The organism is Gordonia sp. NB41Y, assembly GCF_030718915.1.
In the GTDB taxonomy this organism is placed as follows: Bacteria; Actinomycetota; Actinomycetes; order Mycobacteriales; family Mycobacteriaceae; genus Gordonia; species Gordonia desulfuricans.
Genome location: NZ_CP132196.1, coordinates 1,777,644 through 1,794,192, shown reverse-complemented (window position 1 = coordinate 1,794,192; position 16,549 = coordinate 1,777,644). Strand labels below are relative to the sequence as shown.

Genomic DNA, 16,549 nt, shown 5'->3' with positions numbered 1-16,549 from the left:
ACCGAATCCGTCTGTGTTCTAGGTGAGTTCCTGCGCGTCGATCCGGAAACCGGCGGCCCGCAGACGGTCCACCAGTGCCTCGCCCATCGCCGCAGCCGGCGTGAGCACACCGGTCCGGGCAGGCAGGGCGGCACGGTCGAGGGCCAGGGTCAGCGCGCTCTCGCCCAGCATCACCGCGGTGGCCTTGTAACCGGGATCGCCCTGGGCGCGCATCTGCGAACGGTAGCGGCGGCCGCTGCTGGTGCGGGTGAACGTCTGGGTGACGAAATGGCCCTTGTCCCTGCTCTTCTCGCTCGGTCCCTGCCCGGGGTCGGGGAGAACCTTGTCGAGGAGCCGACGGGTGGGGCCGAAGCTCATCGCCCCCAGGAAGGCCCCGGTACCCACGCCCACCACACCGGCGATCAGCGTCGAGAGTCCGGGCACGCCACCGACGTTCATCGTCTCGGAGTAGTGGAAGTCCGGGCCGTAGGCGCCGTCGAGCAGCGCATCGGACCGGCGGACGACGCGAGTGTTGTACGAGGACATGAAGAACGGGGCGAGCGTCCCCGACAACGACGGGTCGACCTTCTTGCCGCGGACGATCGCGATGTCGCTCGGCTCGCTCGACATCGACACCTTCGGGGTGTCGGCGGGTGTGCCCGAGAGTGCTTGCGGATTGAGCAGCAGCCGGCGGACCTGCGGGTCCTTGGCCTGCTCGGCGATCACGCGCATCGAATCGATGGTGCCGCCGGAGAGGCCACCGCGCATCGACCGCACCACCATGGTGGTGTCGGTGAGGGTGCCGGCGTCGTCGTCGGACACCTTGCGGTAGAGCACATAGGTGCCGAGATCGGACGGGACGGAGTCGAAGCCACAGGAATGGACGATGCGTGCGCCGGTCGCGACGGCCGTGTCGTGGGCCTTGGCGATGGAGAAGTGGACGAACGGCACCTCGCCGGTGAGGTCGACGTAGTCGGTGCCGGCCGATGCTGCGGCCACCACCAGGGCCTCGCCGTAGCGCAGGTACGGGCCGACGGTCGTGCAGATCACGCGGGTGCGGGCGACCATCGCATCCAGTGAGCTCGGTGAGTCGGCGTCGGCGACCACCAGCGGCCACGACGCCGCGGTGGCCGGGAGCCGGCGGCGCACCTCGGCGAGTTTGGTCTCGGTGCGCCCGGCCAGTGCGATCCGTGTCCCGGCGGGGGCGTGCTCGGCCAGGTAGCGGGCGGTCAGCTCGCCGACGAAGCCGGTGGCGCCGAAGACGATGACGTCGAACTCACGGTCGGACGATGAAGCTGTGGATTCCCCGTTCATGGTGCCGAGAGTAACCGTTACGCGACGTAGGTCACAGTTGCGCTAGGTACTCATCCGGCGGGCGGCCCATCGTGCCGCGAACGGCGCGACGAACAACATGAGCAGAACCCGCAGGATCTGCGCCGCGACCACGAATGCGACGTTCCCGCCGGCTGCGGTCGCCGCCGCCAGCACCGCATAGATGCCACCCGGGGTGGTGGCGAGATAGCAGTCGAACATGGACTCGTGCGTCCACACGGACAACAGCACGCCCAGTGCGGCACAGCCCACGCCGATCCCGACGATCAGGACGACTGCCAGGGGCAGCACCCGGCCGATCGCGCGCAGTCGGGGCATGGTGAAACCGAGCCCGGCCTGCCAGCCGATCACCGCATACGCCACGGCCAGCAGCACGGGGGAGACCTCGGCGTTCGCGGCGATGCCGGTCAGTTCGGCGACGGTGGTCAAGGCCATCGGGCCGAGCAGACCCGCGGCCGGCAGATGCAGCCGGCGCCCGAGCGGGGCGCCGATCCCGATGCACACGGCGAGCAGGAGCAGACCCCACGCCTGGTCGACGAGGCCCGGGCCCGCCGCGCTGACCGGTGCCGACGACGCACCGAACACCCACGACGAGATGATCGGGATGGTCACCGTGACCAGGGCGACCCGCAGATACTGGATGACCGCGACCATCCGCTCGTCGCCGCCGAGTTCGCGGGTCAGCGCGACCAGACCGGACGCCCCGCCGGCCACCAGTGCGAGCGCACCGGTCAGGGTGTCGACCTGTTTGTGCAGGCCCAGCAGGGTGCCGCCGGCCACCGACAACACCAGCGTGCCCAAACCCATGACCAGCACCGGGAACCACGACGACCCCAGGCCCGACAGTGTGTCCGGGTCGGCCATGGTGCCGATGAAGACACCGAGGACACCCTGCGCCGACAAGAAGACCGGTCGCGGGACGATCGGGGTGTCGGGGGTGTCGGTGTCGTCGGGGTTCGGGGCCGCGGTGGCCCGAGGTGCGTAACCCGCGATCGCGAGCACCGCTGCCACCACGAGGCCGGCGAAGAGGGCGGCGGCGTCGACGTCGGCGAGTTCGAGCAGAAACGTCCCGGCTGCGGTCAGCGTGATGAGCAGAATCCAGAGGGGCACCGGGTACAGGGTAGGGGTGCGTCCCCCGAATGTCCGGGTGCGGGGTGGGTGCCGGGTGGTGAGCACTTGGGAGGTGGTTGTGTTCCGGCGTGGGCTGCGGAGGTTTCGACGGCCGGTCGGCCTCGCTGCGCGAGGACGTCCTGCTCAACCATCAAATGGCTGCGGAGGTTTCGACGGACGGTCGGCCTCGCTAGCGCGAGGTCGTCCTGGTCCGTCGGATTGAGCTTGTCGAAATCAACGATCGATGCGGAAGTGTCGCGAAGAGTGTTGCGCGGCAGTCACGTTGATTGAGCCGACGAGGAGCGTAGCGACGAGTCGTGTCGAAATCTCCGTCGGCCGACGTTGGGAGGTGACCAGTTCTGAGGTGGGTATGTTCCAGCGCCAGGTGGCAGAGGTTTCGACGGCCGGTCGGCCTCGCTAGCGCGAGGACGTCCTGCTCAACCATCGTGTGGGGTGCGGAGGTTTCGACGGCCGGTCGGCCTCGCTGCGCGAGGACGTCCTGGTCCGTCGGATTGAGCTTGTCGAAATCAACGATCGATGCGGAAGTGTCGCGAAGAGTGTTGCGCGGCAGTCACGTTGATTGAGCCGACGAGGAGCGTAGCGACGAGTCGTGTCGAAATCTCCGTCGGCCGAGTTCGGGGGGTGACCACCTCAGAGGTGGTTGCGTTCCATCAAATGTCTGTGGGTGTGGCGGTCCCGAGGCTGAGTGCGCCGTAGGGCCGGGGAACGCCGCGTTGGTAGAACTGGTCGATGCCGGTGACCGTGAAACCGTTGTCGGCGAGCAGTTCCGGGATGTCGCGGGTGAGGTGGCAACCGCCGGCGACCCGCTTCTGGATCGGTTCGAGGCGTCGTTGCCACCGCTGTATCGCGGTGTCGGGTGCGTGGCCGTGTTCGAGGAAGCAGAATGACGCGCCCGGGCGTAGTACCCGGGCGAGCTCGTGCAGCGCGGCCGGCAGGTCGGCGATGGTGCACAGGGTGAACGTCGACAGCGCCGCGTCGAAGGTGTCGTCGCCGAACGGCAGCCGCTGCCCGTCGAGGCCGCCACGCTCGATCGGGACCGGGGAGCCGGCGACCCGGGAGCCGGCCATCTGCCAGGCGACGTCGGACGGTTCCACCGCCACCACCCGGGAGACGGCGTCGGGGTAGCGGCCGACGTTGCGGCCCGACCCGAAACCGATCTCGAGTACCTCACCGGACAGCCCGGTGCAGGTCCGGGCACGCAGGGGATCGAGCATCGAGGACCCGCAGGTCAGGTCGATGACGTGGGGCAGGACGCGGTCGTCGTAGAAACCCATCACCACCAGCCTAATACTGTGGGAGCCATGAATCCCTCGACTTTGCAGGCGCGGGTGATCGTCGACGAGATGATCCGTGGCGGTGTCCGCGAGGCGGTGCTGTGTCCCGGCTCGCGCAATGCGCCGCTCGCCTTCGCGCTGCATGCCGCCGACACCGCCGGACGGTTGCGGCTGCACGTGCGTATCGACGAACGGTCGGCGGGATATCTCGCACTGGGGCTGGCGGTGTCGTCGCGACGGCCGGTGCCGATCATCATGACCAGCGGCACTGCGGTGGCCAACATGAGTCCGGCGGTGTTCGAGGCCAACTATGCCCGCGTCCCGCTGGTGGTGGTCAGCGCGAACCGGCCGTACGAGTTGCTCGGGTCGGGGGCCAACCAGACCGTCGAACAGTTCGGCATCTTCGGCACGCAGGTGCGGGCGACGATCAGCCTGGGCCTGGCCGAATCCGATCTCGACACCAACAGTCAGTGGCGGTCGGCGGTGGGCCGGGTCCTGGCAGCCGCGCGCGGTGCCCGCACCGGCAACGCGGGCCCGGTGCAGTTCGACATCCCGCTGCGTGAGCCCCTCGTCCCCGACCCCGAGACCTTCCCCGACGACGACCTCGGGAGTTGCGCCGGCCGCCCCGACGGTATGCCGTGGACGCAGGCACCGGTCGGCAGACTCGACATCCCGCTGCCCATCGACCTGTCCGCCGACACCGTCGTCATCGCCGGTCACGGCGCCGGACACCATCCGGCACTCGACGGCATCCCGACCATCGCCGAACCGACCGCACCGCATCCGGCCACCCCGCTGCACCCACTCGCGCTCGACCACATCACGCCCCGGCAGGCGATCATCTGCGGCCGTCCCACCCTGCACCGCGGGGTGTCGCGACTGCTCGCCGACCCGCAGGTCAAGGTGTATGCGGTCACCACCGGCCCGCGCTGGCCGGACGTGTCGGGCAATGTCTACGCCACCGGCACCCGGGTCGAGGCGATCGCCGAACCCCGCGAGGATTGGCTCAAGGACTGCGCATCGGTGCACCAGCGGGTCCTCGACGCGGTGGATGCCGAACTCGACGCCCCCGGCTCGACGACCGGCCTGCACGTGGCGCGGGCGGTGTCGGCGGCGATGGGCCCCGGCGAGCAGCTCGTCGTCGGCGCCAGCAACCCGATCCGCGACATCGCCCTGGCCGGCCGGCTCGGGCCGGGGGTGACGGTGCTGTCCAACCGTGGGGTGGCCGGCATCGACGGCACCAACTCCACCGCGATCGGCGCGGCGCTGGCCCGCGACGCCGAACATCCGGGCACGCGGACCGTCGCGCTGATGGGGGACCTGACCTTCATCCACGACGCGACCGGGCTGATCGTCGGACCGGGTGAGCCGCGGCCGCACCGGCTGACGATCGTGGTGGCCAACGATGACGGCGGGGGCATCTTCAGCATGCTCGAGCAGGGCGATCCGCGGTTCAACACCGGCGCCTACGCCGGGGCCTACGAGCGGGTGTTCGGGACGCCGCACCACACCGACATCGCCTCGCTGTGCGCCGGATTCCACATCCCGCACCGGCTCGTCGGACTCGACGGACTGCCGTCGGCCCTGGCCGCCGACGCCGACACCGGTATCGAGGTGATCGAGGTGAGCACCGACCGCGACCGGCTGCGCGCGGTACACGCCGGGATCGGTGCGCGGCTGCGCTGAACGGGCTCCGGGACGGGGCTGAGTATCCTGGGCGACATGAGTCCGGTCATCCTGCGTCGTGTCCAGAAGACGCTGTTGGTGATCGGGCTGATCGTGACGGTGCTGTCGGCGTGCATCGTCGTCGCCGCCTATCGCAACGATGCGGCGATCGACGCGAACAAGGGCACCGTGATGGCCGACATCGTCTCGGCCGACCGCCTGCACGCCGTCGCCTACTTCCAGACCCCCGACGGGCAGATCGTCAGCCCGCGTCTTGGCCTGCTGTACCCGACGGAGCTGGGCACCGGACAGCGGATCAGCGTCGAATACGACACCACCAACCCCGACCTGGCACGCCCGGCCGGACGCGACTGGACGCTGTCGATCATCCCGGCGGCGTCGGTCGCGGTGATCGGCTGGATCGTGGTGGTGGCACTGATGCTGCTGATCGCCGAGGGCAACCGCCGGTGGGTGCGCTGGTCGCAGCGCCGGGCCGCCGCCGACGACGACGGGCCACGGCCCGAGCCCGGGCCGGCCGATGAGCGGGAGACCGTCGACGCCTGAGGGGTGAGGCCGTGTGACGCCGGACATTCGCGGACAGTTCGCGTCGGCGTCATGTCCGGCCACCACCACCGTCACCGCGTCTCGGGACGATGCCCTCATGCGCGTCGCGATCGTCGCCGAGAGTTTCCTGCCCCAGGTCAACGGGGTCGTCAATTCGGTGCTGCGGGTGGTGGATCACCTGGAACGCACCGGTCACACGGCCGTGGTGATCGCCCCGGACTCGGTCCGGGACGGCCACACCGCACCGCCACAGGTGGGTCGGCGCACCCCGGTCCACACCGTCCCGTCGATGCGGTTCCCCGGTGTGACCTCCCTGCCGATCGGGGTGCCCACCCCGGCGCTCTACCGCACGCTGCGCGACGTCCGCCCCGACGTGGTGCATCTGGCATCCCCGTTCGTCGTCGGCGGTGCCGGGGCGGTGGCCGCCCGCACGCTGCGGGTGCCCACGGTGGCGGTGTTCCAGACCGACGTCGCCGGATTCGCCGAGGCCTACAAGATGGAACTCGCCGGCCGCGCCGCCTGGCAGTACACCCGGCTGCTGCACACCCTGTGCGCGCGGACGCTGGTGCCGTCGTCGGCGACGATGGCCGAACTCGCCTCGCGTGGGGTGCCGCGGCTGCACCGGTGGGCCCGCGGGGTGGACACCGAGCAGTTCTCCTCGGCCCATCGGGACGAGCGGCTGCGGTCGGAGTGGACCGGGGGAGCCGACCGGCTGATCGTCGGCTTCGTCGGCCGGCTCGCCCCGGAGAAGCATGTCGAGCGGCTCGCCCCGCTCGACGCCGACCCCGGCGTGCAGCTGGTGATCGTCGGCGACGGCCCCGAACGTGCGCGGCTGGGCCGGCTGTGCCCGAATGCGGTGTTCACCGGCGAACTGCGGGGCGCCGAGCTGGCGCGCGCCTATGCGAGCCTCGACGTGTTCGCGCACGCCGGCGAGCACGAGACGTTCTGCCAGGCCATCCAGGAGGCCATGGCGTCGGGGCTGCCGGTGGTGGGACCCGACGCCGGTGGGCCGCGTGATCTGGTGACGCCGATGGCCACCGGGTTCCTGCTGGCACCCGGCGAGTACGAGGCGCGGATCGGTGAGGCCATCGACGCGCTGCGCGATCCGGTGCAGCGGACCGCGATGGGCCGGGCCGGACTCGCGGCGGTGCGCACCCGCACCTGGCCGGCGCTGTGCGAGGAACTCGTCGGGCACTACCGTGCGGTGATCGCCGAGAGCCGCGGCGAGGGCGGGTTGACGTCCGAGGGGATTCGGCTCGCCGGGTAGCGTGGTCGGCATGGCCGATACCGATCGTGCCGGCACCGATACCGCCGGCAACGACCACGAACACGTCGATCGCGCGAGTCTGGACAAGGATCCCGCCGAGGTGGCGGCGATGTTCGACGGCGTCGCCAAGCGCTACGACATCACCAACACCGTGCTGTCGTTCGCGCAGGATCGGCGCTGGCGCAAGGCGACCCGCAAGGCCCTGGCACTGACCCGCGACGACATCGTGCTCGATCTGGCGGCCGGGACGGCCGTCTCGACGGTGGAGCTCGCGTCGTCGGGGGCGCGGTGTGTGGCCGCCGACTTCTCGCTCGGCATGCTCAAGGCCGGGGCACAGCGCGACGTCCCGAAGGTCGCGGCCGATGCGCTGGCATTGCCGTTCGCCGACGGGTCGTTCGATGCGGCCACCATCTCCTTCGGTCTGCGTAACGTGCACGACGTCCCGCAGGCATTGAGCGAACTCCACCGGGTTCTCAAACCCGGTGGGCGCCTGGTGATCTGCGAGTTCTCCACGCCGACGCTGCGACCGTTCCGCACGGTCTACATGGAGTACCTGATGAAGGCGCTGCCGGCGGTGGCCACGCGGGTGTCGTCGAATCCGGCCGCGTATGTCTATCTGGCGGAATCGATCCGGGCGTGGCCCGACCAGTTCGGCCTCGGCGATCTGATCCGCGGCGCCGGATTCGACAACGTCCGCTGGGAGAACCTCACCGGCGGCATCGCGGCGATCCACTCCGGGGTGCGTGTCTGAGTCTCGTTGTTCTGCAACGGATATCAGGCAAATGGTGGGCGATCGTCCACGCGGCTGGAGAGGTGACCCACCGACCGCCAGGCCCGGGCGACGAGGTCGGCGTCGTCGGGGGTGATCAGGTTGCCCATGACGCGCACCACCATCGACATCAGACGCTGTGACCGGATTCCGGGGCGTCCCAGGATCGGCACGGTGCGCGGCATGGTGAGCAACCCGGCCAGGCGACGGGCTGCGGAGAACGCCGTGCCGTAGTGCTCGACGAGTTCGGCCCGCCACGCCTCGGTGTGATCGCCGGCGTCCAGACGTGCCACCGCCAGACGGGCGGTCTCCAAGGCGTAGTCGATGCCCTCGCCGTTGAGTGGGTTCACACATGCCGCGGCGTCGCCGACGAGCATCCAGTTGGGGCCGGCGACCCCGCTGACCGCCCCGCCCATCGGCAGCAGCGCGGATGCGATCCGCACCGGGTTTCCGGTGATCTGCCACTCGTCGCCGACCATCCGCGCGTAGTGCTCGAGGATCGGCCGCAACGCCATGCTCGCCGGTCGTTCGGCCGTGGCCAGCGCACCCACGCCGACGTTGAGCAGGCCGGTCGACCCGAGCGGGAACACCCAGCCGTAGCCGGGCAGCAACTCGCCGTCGGGACCGCGCAACTCCAGATGCGAGCCCATCACCCGTGCATCCGACAGCGGCGACGGCACATACGCGCGGGCGGCGACGCCGTAGGCGGTGTCGCGATGCCAGGTGCGCCCGAGGATCTTGCCCAGCCCGGACCGCACCCCGTCGGCGACGATCACCTGGCCGACGCGGATGCGGTGCCGCCCGGCCGGGGTGTCGAGGACGACCGAGGTGATCCGGCCGTCGTCGAGGACGACGTCGACGGCCTTGGCGGGTGCGGCCATCCGCGCACCGCGGCCGAGCGCGAACCGGCGGATCGCGTCGTCGAGTTCGGTGCGTGCGATGGCGCTGCCGTAGGTGGGGAAGCGGCCCGACGGCCACGGCACGTACACCGACCGTCCCCAGCCGTTGAGCTGCAGACCGTCCAGGCGCGGACGGCCGTCGAGCAGATCACCCATGCCCAGGGTGTCCAGCTCGGCCACCGCCCGCGGCGTCAGGCCGTCGCCGCAGGTCTTGTCGCGGGGGAAGGCGGCGGCGTCGGCGAGCACGACGTCGTACCCGGCGGCGGCGGCGTGGGCGGCGGCGGCCGACCCACCCGGACCCGCGCCGACCACCAGGACGTCGGCGGAGGTGGGGATGTCGATACGTGGCGCGTCGGTGGTCACCGGACAAGTATGTCGGCGCGCGGGTGGCCCACGTCGATCGGGCGGTGGGAGGGGCAACGGATAGGCTGCTTGCAGAAGTGCCCAGGCTCGGCGCGCCGACACCGGCGTCACGGGCAGGGCTGTCCACGTTCTCGAGGGGAGCGGCGCAACACGTGAAGTCGACATTCACCGGGGTAGACCTCGTGACCGACGAGTTCGCCGAGACGGTTCGATCGTCACTGGCGCGGGTCGAGGACCTGCTGCTGACCGAGCTGGCGTCGGGCGACGACGTGATGACCGAGGCGGCCACGCACCTGGCCAAGGCCGGCGGCAAACGGTTCCGGCCCATGTTCGCGATCCTGGCCGCCCAGTTCGGGCCCCAGGCCGGCAGCGACGACGTGATCACCTCGGCCACCGTCGTCGAGATGATCCACCTGGCCACGCTGTATCACGACGACGTGATGGACGAGGCGCCCATGCGACGTGGCGCACAGAGCGCGAATGCGCGCTGGACCAACTCGATCGCGATCCTCGCCGGCGACTTCCTGTTCGCCCGCGCCTCGCGGCTGGTGTCGACGCTGGGGCCCGAGGCGGTGCGGATCATCGCCGAGACCTTCGCCGAACTGGTCACCGGGCAGATGCGCGAGACCGTGGGTGCGGGGGAGGGCGTCGACCCGATCGACCACTACCTGAAGGTGGTGTGGGAGAAGACCGGCTCGCTGATCGCGGCCGCCGCCCGATTCGGTGCGATGGCCTCGGGTGCGTCGGCGACCGACACCGACCGGCTCTCGCGGATCGGCGACCTGGTCGGCACGGCCTTCCAGGTGTCCGACGACATCATCGACATCAGTTCTGCCACAGGCGATTCCGGTAAGACTCCGGGGACCGACCTGCGGGAGGGCGTGCACACCCTGCCGGTGTTGTACGCGGTGCGCGAGCAGGGCGCCGACGCCGACCGGCTGCGGGCGCTGCTGCTCACCGACTCCGGGGCGCCACGACCGCTGACCGACGACGACGAGGTGGCCGAGGCGCTGACGCTGCTGAACGCCTCGCCGGGGATGGCCGCGGCCCACGCCAAGATGGACGAGCTGGCCGCGCAGGCGCGTGCCGAACTCGCCCAGTTGCCCGACATTCCGGCCAATCAGGCGATGCGGTCGCTGGTCACCTACACCGTGGACCGGATCGGGTAGAGCGGGACGCAGACGTGCACATGGCGGGGGTAGGGAAACCAAACCGGACCCCGGATCGTTTGAGACACTGGATGGCGTTTGGCGCGCCAGGAGATCGAACGAGGGATTGATGCACTTCAACGGACTGAAAACGGCGGCCCTGCTGGGGTTGATGTCGGCGATCATCGTCGGGATCGGCGCAGCCTTCCGCAACCCCACCATCCTGTGGGGATCGGTGATCCTCGCGATCGCGGTGAACGGCTACGTGTATTTCAACAGCGCCAAGATGTCGTTGAAGGCGATGCACGCGCAACCGGTCACCGAGGTCGAGGCGCCGGTGCTGTACCGGATCGTCCGTGAGCTGGCGACGTCGGCGCGCCAGCCGATGCCCGCGCTCTACATCAGTCCCACCGAATCGCCGAATGCCTTTGCCACCGGCCGTAACCCGAAGAATGCGGCGGTGTGCTGCACGGCCGGTATCCTCCGCCTGCTCGACGAGCGGGAACTGCGTGCGGTGCTCGGCCACGAACTCTCGCACGTGTACAACCGCGACATCCTGATCTCCTCGATCGCCGGTGCGATGGCCGCGGTGATCAGCGGCCTGGCCAACTTCGCGATGTTCTTCGGGGCCTTCGGCGGCAACCGCGGCAACGGGCCCAACCCTCTCGTGCTGATCCTGATCAGCTTCCTCGGGCCGATCGCGGCGACGGTGGTGAAGATGGCCGTCTCGCGGTCGCGTGAGTACCAGGCCGACGAGTCCGGCGCCGAGCTCACCGGTGACCCCCTCGCCCTGGCGTCGGCGCTGGCGAAGATCTCCGGCGGCATCCAGGCCGCGCCGCTGCCGCCGCAACCCGACATCGCCGCCCAGCAGCACGCGATGATCGAGAGCCCGTTCCGGGCCGGCGATCGGATGGCGAAGATGTTCTCCACCCACCCGCCGACCGAGGACCGCATCCGCCGGCTGCACGAGATGGCCCGGCGCGGGACGGGCGGCAGCGCCCACTGAACGAGTTCGGGCGCCCGGTGAACGGCATGGGGTGCCCGGTCAACGGGATGGGGTGCCCACTGAACGAGTTCGGGCGCCCGGTCGACGGCTGGGTACGCAACAGCGCCCACCCGAGTCGTCGAGTGGGCGCTGTGGTCGGTGTGGCCCGAGGAGCCGGTGTGGCCCGGGAATCAGGGGCCACGGCCGGGCGGCGGTTGGGGTCTAGCGGTAGTTGACGAACTGCAGGGCGATCCCGAAGTCCTCGCCCTTGAGCAGTGCGATGACGGCCTGCAGGTCGTCGCGCTTCTTGCTCGACACCCGCAGCTCCTCGCCCTGGATCTGCGCCTTGACGCCCTTGGGGCCCTCGTCGCGGATCTTCTTGGAGATCTTCTTGGCGTGCTCGGAGTCGATGCCCTGCACGAGGCTGCCGGAGATCTTGAACTGCTTACCGGAGCCGACCGGCTCGCCGGCGTCGAACGCCTTGAGCGAGATGTCGCGGCGGATCAGCTTCTCCTTGAACACCTCGAGGCCCGCGAGGACACGCTCCTCGGCGTCGGAGGTGATGATGATCACCTCCTCGCCGGACCACGCGATGTCGGTGTTGGTGCCACGGAAGTCATAGCGCTGGGACAGTTCCTTGGCGGCCTGGTTGAGGGCGTTGTCGACTTCCTGACGGTCGACCTTGCTCACGACGTCGAACGATGAATCAGCCATGTCCGACAGCATAGCCGCGTTCGGTTGCCCCGCGACGACCCTTCTGACCAGCTGGTTTGCATTCCTGGGCGGGGGTCGTTGTATTGTTCTCAGGCGTTGATCGAACGGAGCTCGCGAGCCCCGGAGGATCGACACGGCAGGTTGCCCGAGCGGCCAAAGGGAGCGGATTGTAAATCCGTCGCGCAAGCTACATAGGTTCGAATCCTATACCTGCCACGACGTGGTTCTCGTCGTCCGCAACGAGCCCCGAAATCGCCCCGAACAGGCGATTTGGAGCTCAGACGGCCGAGTGTGTAACCTCGAAAAGGCTCTCGGGCCGGAAAGCATCAGCCAGATGCGCCACACCGAGAAACGCCCCCTTAGCTCAGTCGGCAGAGCGTTTCCATGGTAAGGAAAAGGTCGACGGTTCGATTCCGTCAGGGGGCTCGCTGGACTTGGATACCCGGTTCGGGTTTTTCAAGCCGCCATGGCGGTGTAGCTCAGCTGGTTAGAGCGCACGACTCATAATCGTGAGGTCGAGGGATCGAGTCCCTCCACCGCTACACAACTGCAGCGCCCGCGGCGGCTCGGTGAACACGGGAGCGCGAGCGAGACAAACAGCAAACCCGTGAAAGAAGGACACAGTGGCTTCCTCAACCGATGTGCGGCCCAAGATCACCTTGGCCTGTGAGGTGTGCAAGCACCGCAACTACATCACCAAGAAGAACCGTCGTAACGATCCCGATCGCCTCGAGATCAAGAAGTTCTGCCCGAACTGTGGCAAGCACCAGGCGCACAAGGAATCGCGCTGACCTCAGCGTCGGCGTTTCCGACACAGAGACAACACGTACGGACCGCCTCCACGAGGCGGTCCGTACGTGTTTTCGCCCAGTAGTGGGTGGCAGGGTGGCCTCACCGGCGCGGACCAGCCCTCGACGACCGACACGGCCGCAGCCCGGCCGGAGTGACGCAGGTAAGGAGCCCAGCATGTCGCAGATCACCGACGCCGAGATCCAGGAACGGATCGCGGCACTCAAGAACGGCGTGAAGCTCACCCCGGAGGAGATCGCCGAGCACACCAAGGAGATGGTGGGCTACAACTACACCGTCGACGACTACTACGAGGTCGGCCGGGAAGAGGTGCGCAAGCATGCGCGCGCGGTGCAGGACGACCATCCGGTGCACTGGGACGAGGAAGCCGCCAAGGCGATGGGGCATCCCGGCCTGATCGCCGCCCCGACCTTCGTGTCGGTGCTCGGCATCATCGCGCAGCGTCGTCTCTTCGAGGACATCGTCACCGGCTACGACCTGTGGCAGATCATGCAGACCGATCAGCGGCTGGTGTTCCACAAGCCGATCACCGTCGGCGATCGGCTCATCTGTGACGTCTCGCTCGACTCCTTCCGGCAGATGGCCGGCACCGACGTGATGGTGACCAAGAACGTCATCTGGAACCAGCACGACGAACCGGTGATGACCACCTGGACGTCGCTGGTCGCCCGACCGGCCGTCGAGGTCGATCCGGAGGTCGTCGACGAGCTCGAGCACGTGATGATGAACGTCGACCGCGAGCCGGTCCTGCCCAAGACCGTCCACGGACCGTTCGACCGGTACCACCAGCCCGACCCGGTGGTGGAGCCCAAGGCGTACAGCGCGATCTCCTTCGACGACCTCGAGGTCGGCCAGGAGCTGCCGCCGCTCACCAAGACGCTCACCCGCGGCAACCTGGTGAACTATGCGGGCGTGGCCGGCGATCCCAACCCGATCCACTTCTCCGACGAGGTGGCCAAGGTGATCGGGATGGAGACCGTCGTCGCCCACGGCATGCAGACGATGGGTCTGGGTGCGTCGTTCATCACCCGCTTCGTCGGTGATCCGGCCGCGATCTTCGAGTACAACGTGCGCTTCACCAGCCCGGTGTACGTCTACCCGGACACCTACGCGAACGTCGACTTCACCGGCAAGATCAAGTCGCTGGATCCCGAGACCCGTCGCGGCGTGATCGCGATCGTCGCCAAGCAGGGCGACCGCAAGATCTTCGGTCGCGCGCTGGCGCACGTGCAGTTCAACTGATCCGGCTGCGGACGGTGAACGCCGCGCAGGCGATCACCGCCAGACCGCCGATGACCAGCGCCGGGGTCGGCGTCTCGCCGAGCAGCACCACCGACCAGCCGACGCTGAGCACCGGCTGCACCAGTTGGGTCTGCGACACGGTGGTGATCGGGCCGATCGCCAGGCCGCGATACCAGGCGAAGAACCCGAGGAACATGCTGACCGCCGCGAGGTAGCCGAAGGCCGCCCACTGGCCGGTGGTGGCCTGCGGTGGATGGGCGACGACGTCGGCACCGGCGACCACCGCCATCACCGGGGCGGCGAGCACGAGCGCCCAGCAGATCGTCTGCCACGAACCCAGCTCGCGCGACATCCGCCCGCCCTGGGCGTAACCGATCGCCGCGGCGACCACCGCACCCGCGAGGTAGAGGTCGGCGAGACCTCCACCGGTGACCGACCCGTGGGCGAGCACGGTGAAGACGACGGTGACGAGCACCCCGGCCGTCGCCCCCACCCAGAACCGCGGGCTGGGCCGTTCGCCGGTGAGCAGTACCGCCACGACCGCCGTCGCGGCGGGCAGCACCCCGATCACGACCGCCGCATGTCCGGCGGGCACCTGTGGCAGGGCCATGGACGTGAGCAGCGGGAAACCCGCCACCACGCCGAAGGACACCGGGAGCAGCCGGATGATCTGTCGTCGCGTGGGCGGGCGCACGCGGCACGCCACGAGGACGGCGACGGCGAGCAGGGCGGCGATCACGGCGCGGCCGGCGGCGAGCTGGACCGGGGTGAGACCGGTGCCGCCGTCGTGCCGGACGGCGATCGCGGTGAACGGCACGGTGAACGAGAACGCCACGACACCGACCAGGCCCCACCCGATCCCGGACGACAGTCGGGGACCCGGCGATGCGGTGGGGGTGGATGACGACCGTGGACGTGTCGGCCCCGGCGGTATCACCGGGCCCGCCATCCCGATAGCGCTACTATGTTGATCCATGTCAGACGATAGCAGTGTGCGCATCGCGAGTCATCTGCGTTCGGTGGCTGCCGAACGCGGCCCCGGCGCGAAGTTGCCGTCGACGCGTGAACTCGCGGCGAGGTTCGGCGCGGGACCGGTGACGGTGCAGCGTGCGCTGGCGCGCCTCGTGGCCGAGGGGGTCGTCGAAACACGCTCGGGTGCAGGTACATACGTTCGGCGGGCGCCACGCGCCACGGTGTCCGGTGATCTCTCGTGGCAGACGGCGGCACTCGGGCCTGCACGCAGCGGGCCGTCGGCGGTGGGTTCGACGATGCGCTCGGTCCCGCACGACACCATCGCGCTGCACGGCGGCTACCCCGACACCACCCTGCTGCCGATGCGGGAGATCGCAAGCGCTTTCACGAGACTGACACGCGGCGGAGGCCGTCCCGAAGCGTTCGCCCGGCCGCCCACCGCGGGGCTGCCGGATCTGCGGCGCTGGTTTGTCGACGACCTCGACGCCGACGACTGGCGCGACTCCGATGCGCTGATCACCTCCGGCGGGCAGGCGGCGCTGGTGGCGACGTTCGGCGCGCTCGCGCGTCCCGGCGAGGCGATCGTCATGGAGTCGCCGACGTACTGGGGTGCGATCGCCGCGGCCCGGCAGGCGGGGCTGGTGATCGTGCCGGTACCGCGGACCGGTGGGGCGCCGTCGGCGGCCGATCTCGATGCCGCGTTCGCGTCGTCGGGCGCACGCCTGGCCTATGTACAGCCGAACTTCGCCAATCCCACCGGCGACGTCTGGACCGCGGCGCAGCGCGAGGCAATACTCGACGTGGTGCGGGCACATCGCACATTCCTGGTGGAGGACGACTGGGCGCACGACTTCGCGATGGACATCACACCCCGCCCGCTGGTGTGTGATGACACCGACGGGCATGTGATCTACATCCGGTCGCTCACCAAGAGTCTGTCGCCGACCGTGCGGGTGGCCGGGGTGCTCGCCCGTGGCCCGGCCCGCGCACGGATCGGCACCGCGCTGACCGTCTCGGATCTGTACGTCTCGCCGGTACTGCAGGCGGTGGCCCTCGACGTCGTGGCCCGTCCCGCCTGGCGCTCTCACCTGCACCGTCTGGCCCGGGCGCTGCAGGGGCGGCGTGATGCGCTGGTGTCGGCGCTGGCGGTGGGGGCGCCCATGATCGAGGTGCCTGCGGTGCCCCGTGGCGGGCTGAACCTGTGGGCGGCACTGCCGGCGCACACCGCGGACGGCACCCCGACCGACCCGGGTCTGGTGGCCGCGCGGGCCCTGGCCCTCGGCGTGGCGATCTCGCCCGGTCCGGAGTGGTTCCCGACCGAACCGACCGGTCCGTTCATCCGGCTGAACTTCGCCGCGGCGGGGCCCGAACGCTACGACGAGGCGGTCGCGATCCTGGCCGCGGCGGTCGATCCGGTGTGAGCCGGGACGTGCCG

At 69.6% G+C, this 16,549-nt stretch carries 15 protein-coding genes and 3 tRNA genes; 12 read left to right on the top strand and 6 right to left on the bottom strand.

Going from position 1 to position 16,549, the window contains the following annotated elements; genetic code table 11:
* Window positions 1-18: 18 nt before the first annotated feature.
* From Q9K23_RS07640 to Q9K23_RS07630, 3 genes are all read right to left on the bottom strand, one after another.
* Complete coding sequence (locus Q9K23_RS07640; protein ID WP_053778845.1) at window positions 19-1,293, bottom strand: saccharopine dehydrogenase NADP-binding domain-containing protein; 1,275 nt, start codon at window positions 1,291-1,293, stop codon at window positions 19-21.
* Window positions 1,294-1,335: 42 nt separating this feature from the next.
* A complete protein-coding gene (locus tag Q9K23_RS07635; RefSeq protein ID WP_053778844.1) occupies window positions 1,336-2,421 on the bottom strand; it encodes an AbrB family transcriptional regulator in 1,086 nt (361 codons plus the stop codon).
* 671 nt (window positions 2,422-3,092) lie between these two features.
* On the bottom strand, window positions 3,093-3,716 hold the full coding sequence (locus Q9K23_RS07630; protein WP_053778877.1) for a class I SAM-dependent methyltransferase: 624 nt from the start codon (window positions 3,714-3,716) through the stop codon (window positions 3,093-3,095).
* A gap of 27 nt (window positions 3,717-3,743) precedes the next feature.
* Between Q9K23_RS07630 and menD the strand changes: the two genes are divergently transcribed.
* From menD to Q9K23_RS07610, 4 genes are all read left to right on the top strand, one after another.
* Window positions 3,744-5,402, top strand: coding sequence for a 2-succinyl-5-enolpyruvyl-6-hydroxy-3-cyclohexene-1-carboxylic-acid synthase (gene menD / locus Q9K23_RS07625; RefSeq protein WP_305950458.1), 1,659 nt, complete (start codon window positions 3,744-3,746; stop codon window positions 5,400-5,402).
* Window positions 5,403-5,438: 36 nt separating this feature from the next.
* Window positions 5,439-5,945, top strand: a complete 507-nt coding sequence (locus tag Q9K23_RS07620; RefSeq protein ID WP_305950457.1) for a DUF3592 domain-containing protein — start codon at window positions 5,439-5,441, stop codon at window positions 5,943-5,945.
* A 97-nt stretch (window positions 5,946-6,042) separates the two neighbouring features.
* Entirely contained in the window at window positions 6,043-7,212 is a 1,170-nt protein-coding gene (locus Q9K23_RS07615) for a glycosyltransferase family 1 protein (protein ID WP_053778876.1), read from the top strand.
* Between the two features lie 10 nt (window positions 7,213-7,222).
* Window positions 7,223-7,963, top strand: a complete 741-nt coding sequence (locus tag Q9K23_RS07610) for a demethylmenaquinone methyltransferase (RefSeq protein ID WP_053778875.1) — start codon at window positions 7,223-7,225, stop codon at window positions 7,961-7,963.
* Between the two features lie 23 nt (window positions 7,964-7,986).
* Here the strand turns inward: Q9K23_RS07610 and Q9K23_RS07605 are convergent, their stop codons facing one another.
* A complete protein-coding gene (locus tag Q9K23_RS07605; RefSeq protein WP_053778843.1) occupies window positions 7,987-9,243 on the bottom strand; it encodes a geranylgeranyl reductase family protein in 1,257 nt (418 codons plus the stop codon).
* A 152-nt stretch (window positions 9,244-9,395) separates the two neighbouring features.
* Between Q9K23_RS07605 and Q9K23_RS07600 the strand changes: the two genes are divergently transcribed.
* Window positions 9,396-10,412 (top strand): polyprenyl synthetase family protein, encoded by a 1,017-nt coding sequence (locus Q9K23_RS07600; protein ID WP_053778842.1) that lies wholly within the window; start codon window positions 9,396-9,398, stop codon window positions 10,410-10,412.
* Between the two features lie 109 nt (window positions 10,413-10,521).
* On the top strand, window positions 10,522-11,397 hold the full coding sequence (gene htpX, locus Q9K23_RS07595) for a zinc metalloprotease HtpX (protein ID WP_053778841.1): 876 nt from the start codon (window positions 10,522-10,524) through the stop codon (window positions 11,395-11,397).
* Between the two features lie 201 nt (window positions 11,398-11,598).
* Here the strand turns inward: htpX and Q9K23_RS07590 are convergent, their stop codons facing one another.
* Window positions 11,599-12,090, bottom strand: coding sequence for a YajQ family cyclic di-GMP-binding protein (locus Q9K23_RS07590; RefSeq protein WP_053778874.1), 492 nt, complete (start codon window positions 12,088-12,090; stop codon window positions 11,599-11,601).
* A gap of 135 nt (window positions 12,091-12,225) precedes the next feature.
* Between Q9K23_RS07590 and Q9K23_RS07585 the strand changes: the two genes are divergently transcribed.
* The 5 genes from Q9K23_RS07585 (at window position 12,226) to Q9K23_RS07565 (ending at window position 14,142) form a co-directional block, all read left to right on the top strand.
* Window positions 12,226-12,306: transfer RNA gene (locus tag Q9K23_RS07585), tRNA-Tyr, on the top strand.
* Between the two features lie 137 nt (window positions 12,307-12,443).
* Window positions 12,444-12,516 (top strand) — tRNA-Thr (locus Q9K23_RS07580).
* Window positions 12,517-12,558: 42 nt separating this feature from the next.
* Window positions 12,559-12,632, top strand: a tRNA-Met gene (locus Q9K23_RS07575).
* A gap of 81 nt (window positions 12,633-12,713) precedes the next feature.
* Window positions 12,714-12,881 carry a 50S ribosomal protein L33 gene (gene rpmG, locus Q9K23_RS07570; protein ID WP_003929651.1) on the top strand — a complete coding sequence of 56 codons (168 nt, stop codon included), beginning with the start codon at window positions 12,714-12,716 and terminating at the stop codon, window positions 12,879-12,881.
* A 175-nt stretch (window positions 12,882-13,056) separates the two neighbouring features.
* Complete coding sequence (locus tag Q9K23_RS07565) at window positions 13,057-14,142, top strand: fused (3R)-hydroxyacyl-ACP dehydratase subunits HadA/HadB (protein ID WP_053778840.1); 1,086 nt, start codon at window positions 13,057-13,059, stop codon at window positions 14,140-14,142.
* On the opposite strand, the gene Q9K23_RS07560 is transcribed toward Q9K23_RS07565, so the two are convergent.
* Complete coding sequence (locus Q9K23_RS07560; RefSeq protein WP_261978133.1) at window positions 14,135-15,118, bottom strand: DMT family transporter; 984 nt, start codon at window positions 15,116-15,118, stop codon at window positions 14,135-14,137. The genes Q9K23_RS07565 and Q9K23_RS07560 overlap by 8 nt on opposite strands.
* Here Q9K23_RS07560 and Q9K23_RS07555 point away from each other — a divergent pair.
* A complete protein-coding gene (locus tag Q9K23_RS07555; RefSeq protein WP_305950456.1) occupies window positions 15,117-16,535 on the top strand; it encodes a PLP-dependent aminotransferase family protein in 1,419 nt (472 codons plus the stop codon). The genes Q9K23_RS07560 and Q9K23_RS07555 overlap by 2 nt on opposite strands.
* The last annotated feature ends 14 nt before the right edge of the window (window positions 16,536-16,549 follow it).

Coding starts and splice junctions, on each gene's coding strand:
- Q9K23_RS07560 (WP_261978133.1), bottom strand. CDS start 15,118: ATGGATCAACATAGTAGCGCTATCGGGATGGCGGGCCCGGTGATACCG.
- menD (WP_305950458.1), top strand. CDS start 3,744: ATGAATCCCTCGACTTTGCAGGCGCGGGTGATCGTCGACGAGATGATC.
- Q9K23_RS07620 (WP_305950457.1), top strand. CDS start 5,439: ATGAGTCCGGTCATCCTGCGTCGTGTCCAGAAGACGCTGTTGGTGATC.
- Q9K23_RS07590 (WP_053778874.1), bottom strand. CDS start 12,090: ATGGCTGATTCATCGTTCGACGTCGTGAGCAAGGTCGACCGTCAGGAA.
- Q9K23_RS07555 (WP_305950456.1), top strand. CDS start 15,117: ATGTCAGACGATAGCAGTGTGCGCATCGCGAGTCATCTGCGTTCGGTG.
- Q9K23_RS07640 (WP_053778845.1), bottom strand. CDS start 1,293: ATGAACGGGGAATCCACAGCTTCATCGTCCGACCGTGAGTTCGACGTC.
- Q9K23_RS07615 (WP_053778876.1), top strand. CDS start 6,043: ATGCGCGTCGCGATCGTCGCCGAGAGTTTCCTGCCCCAGGTCAACGGG.
- Q9K23_RS07630 (WP_053778877.1), bottom strand. CDS start 3,716: ATGGGTTTCTACGACGACCGCGTCCTGCCCCACGTCATCGACCTGACC.
- Q9K23_RS07610 (WP_053778875.1), top strand. CDS start 7,223: ATGGCCGATACCGATCGTGCCGGCACCGATACCGCCGGCAACGACCAC.
- htpX (WP_053778841.1), top strand. CDS start 10,522: ATGCACTTCAACGGACTGAAAACGGCGGCCCTGCTGGGGTTGATGTCG.
- Q9K23_RS07565 (WP_053778840.1), top strand. CDS start 13,057: ATGTCGCAGATCACCGACGCCGAGATCCAGGAACGGATCGCGGCACTC.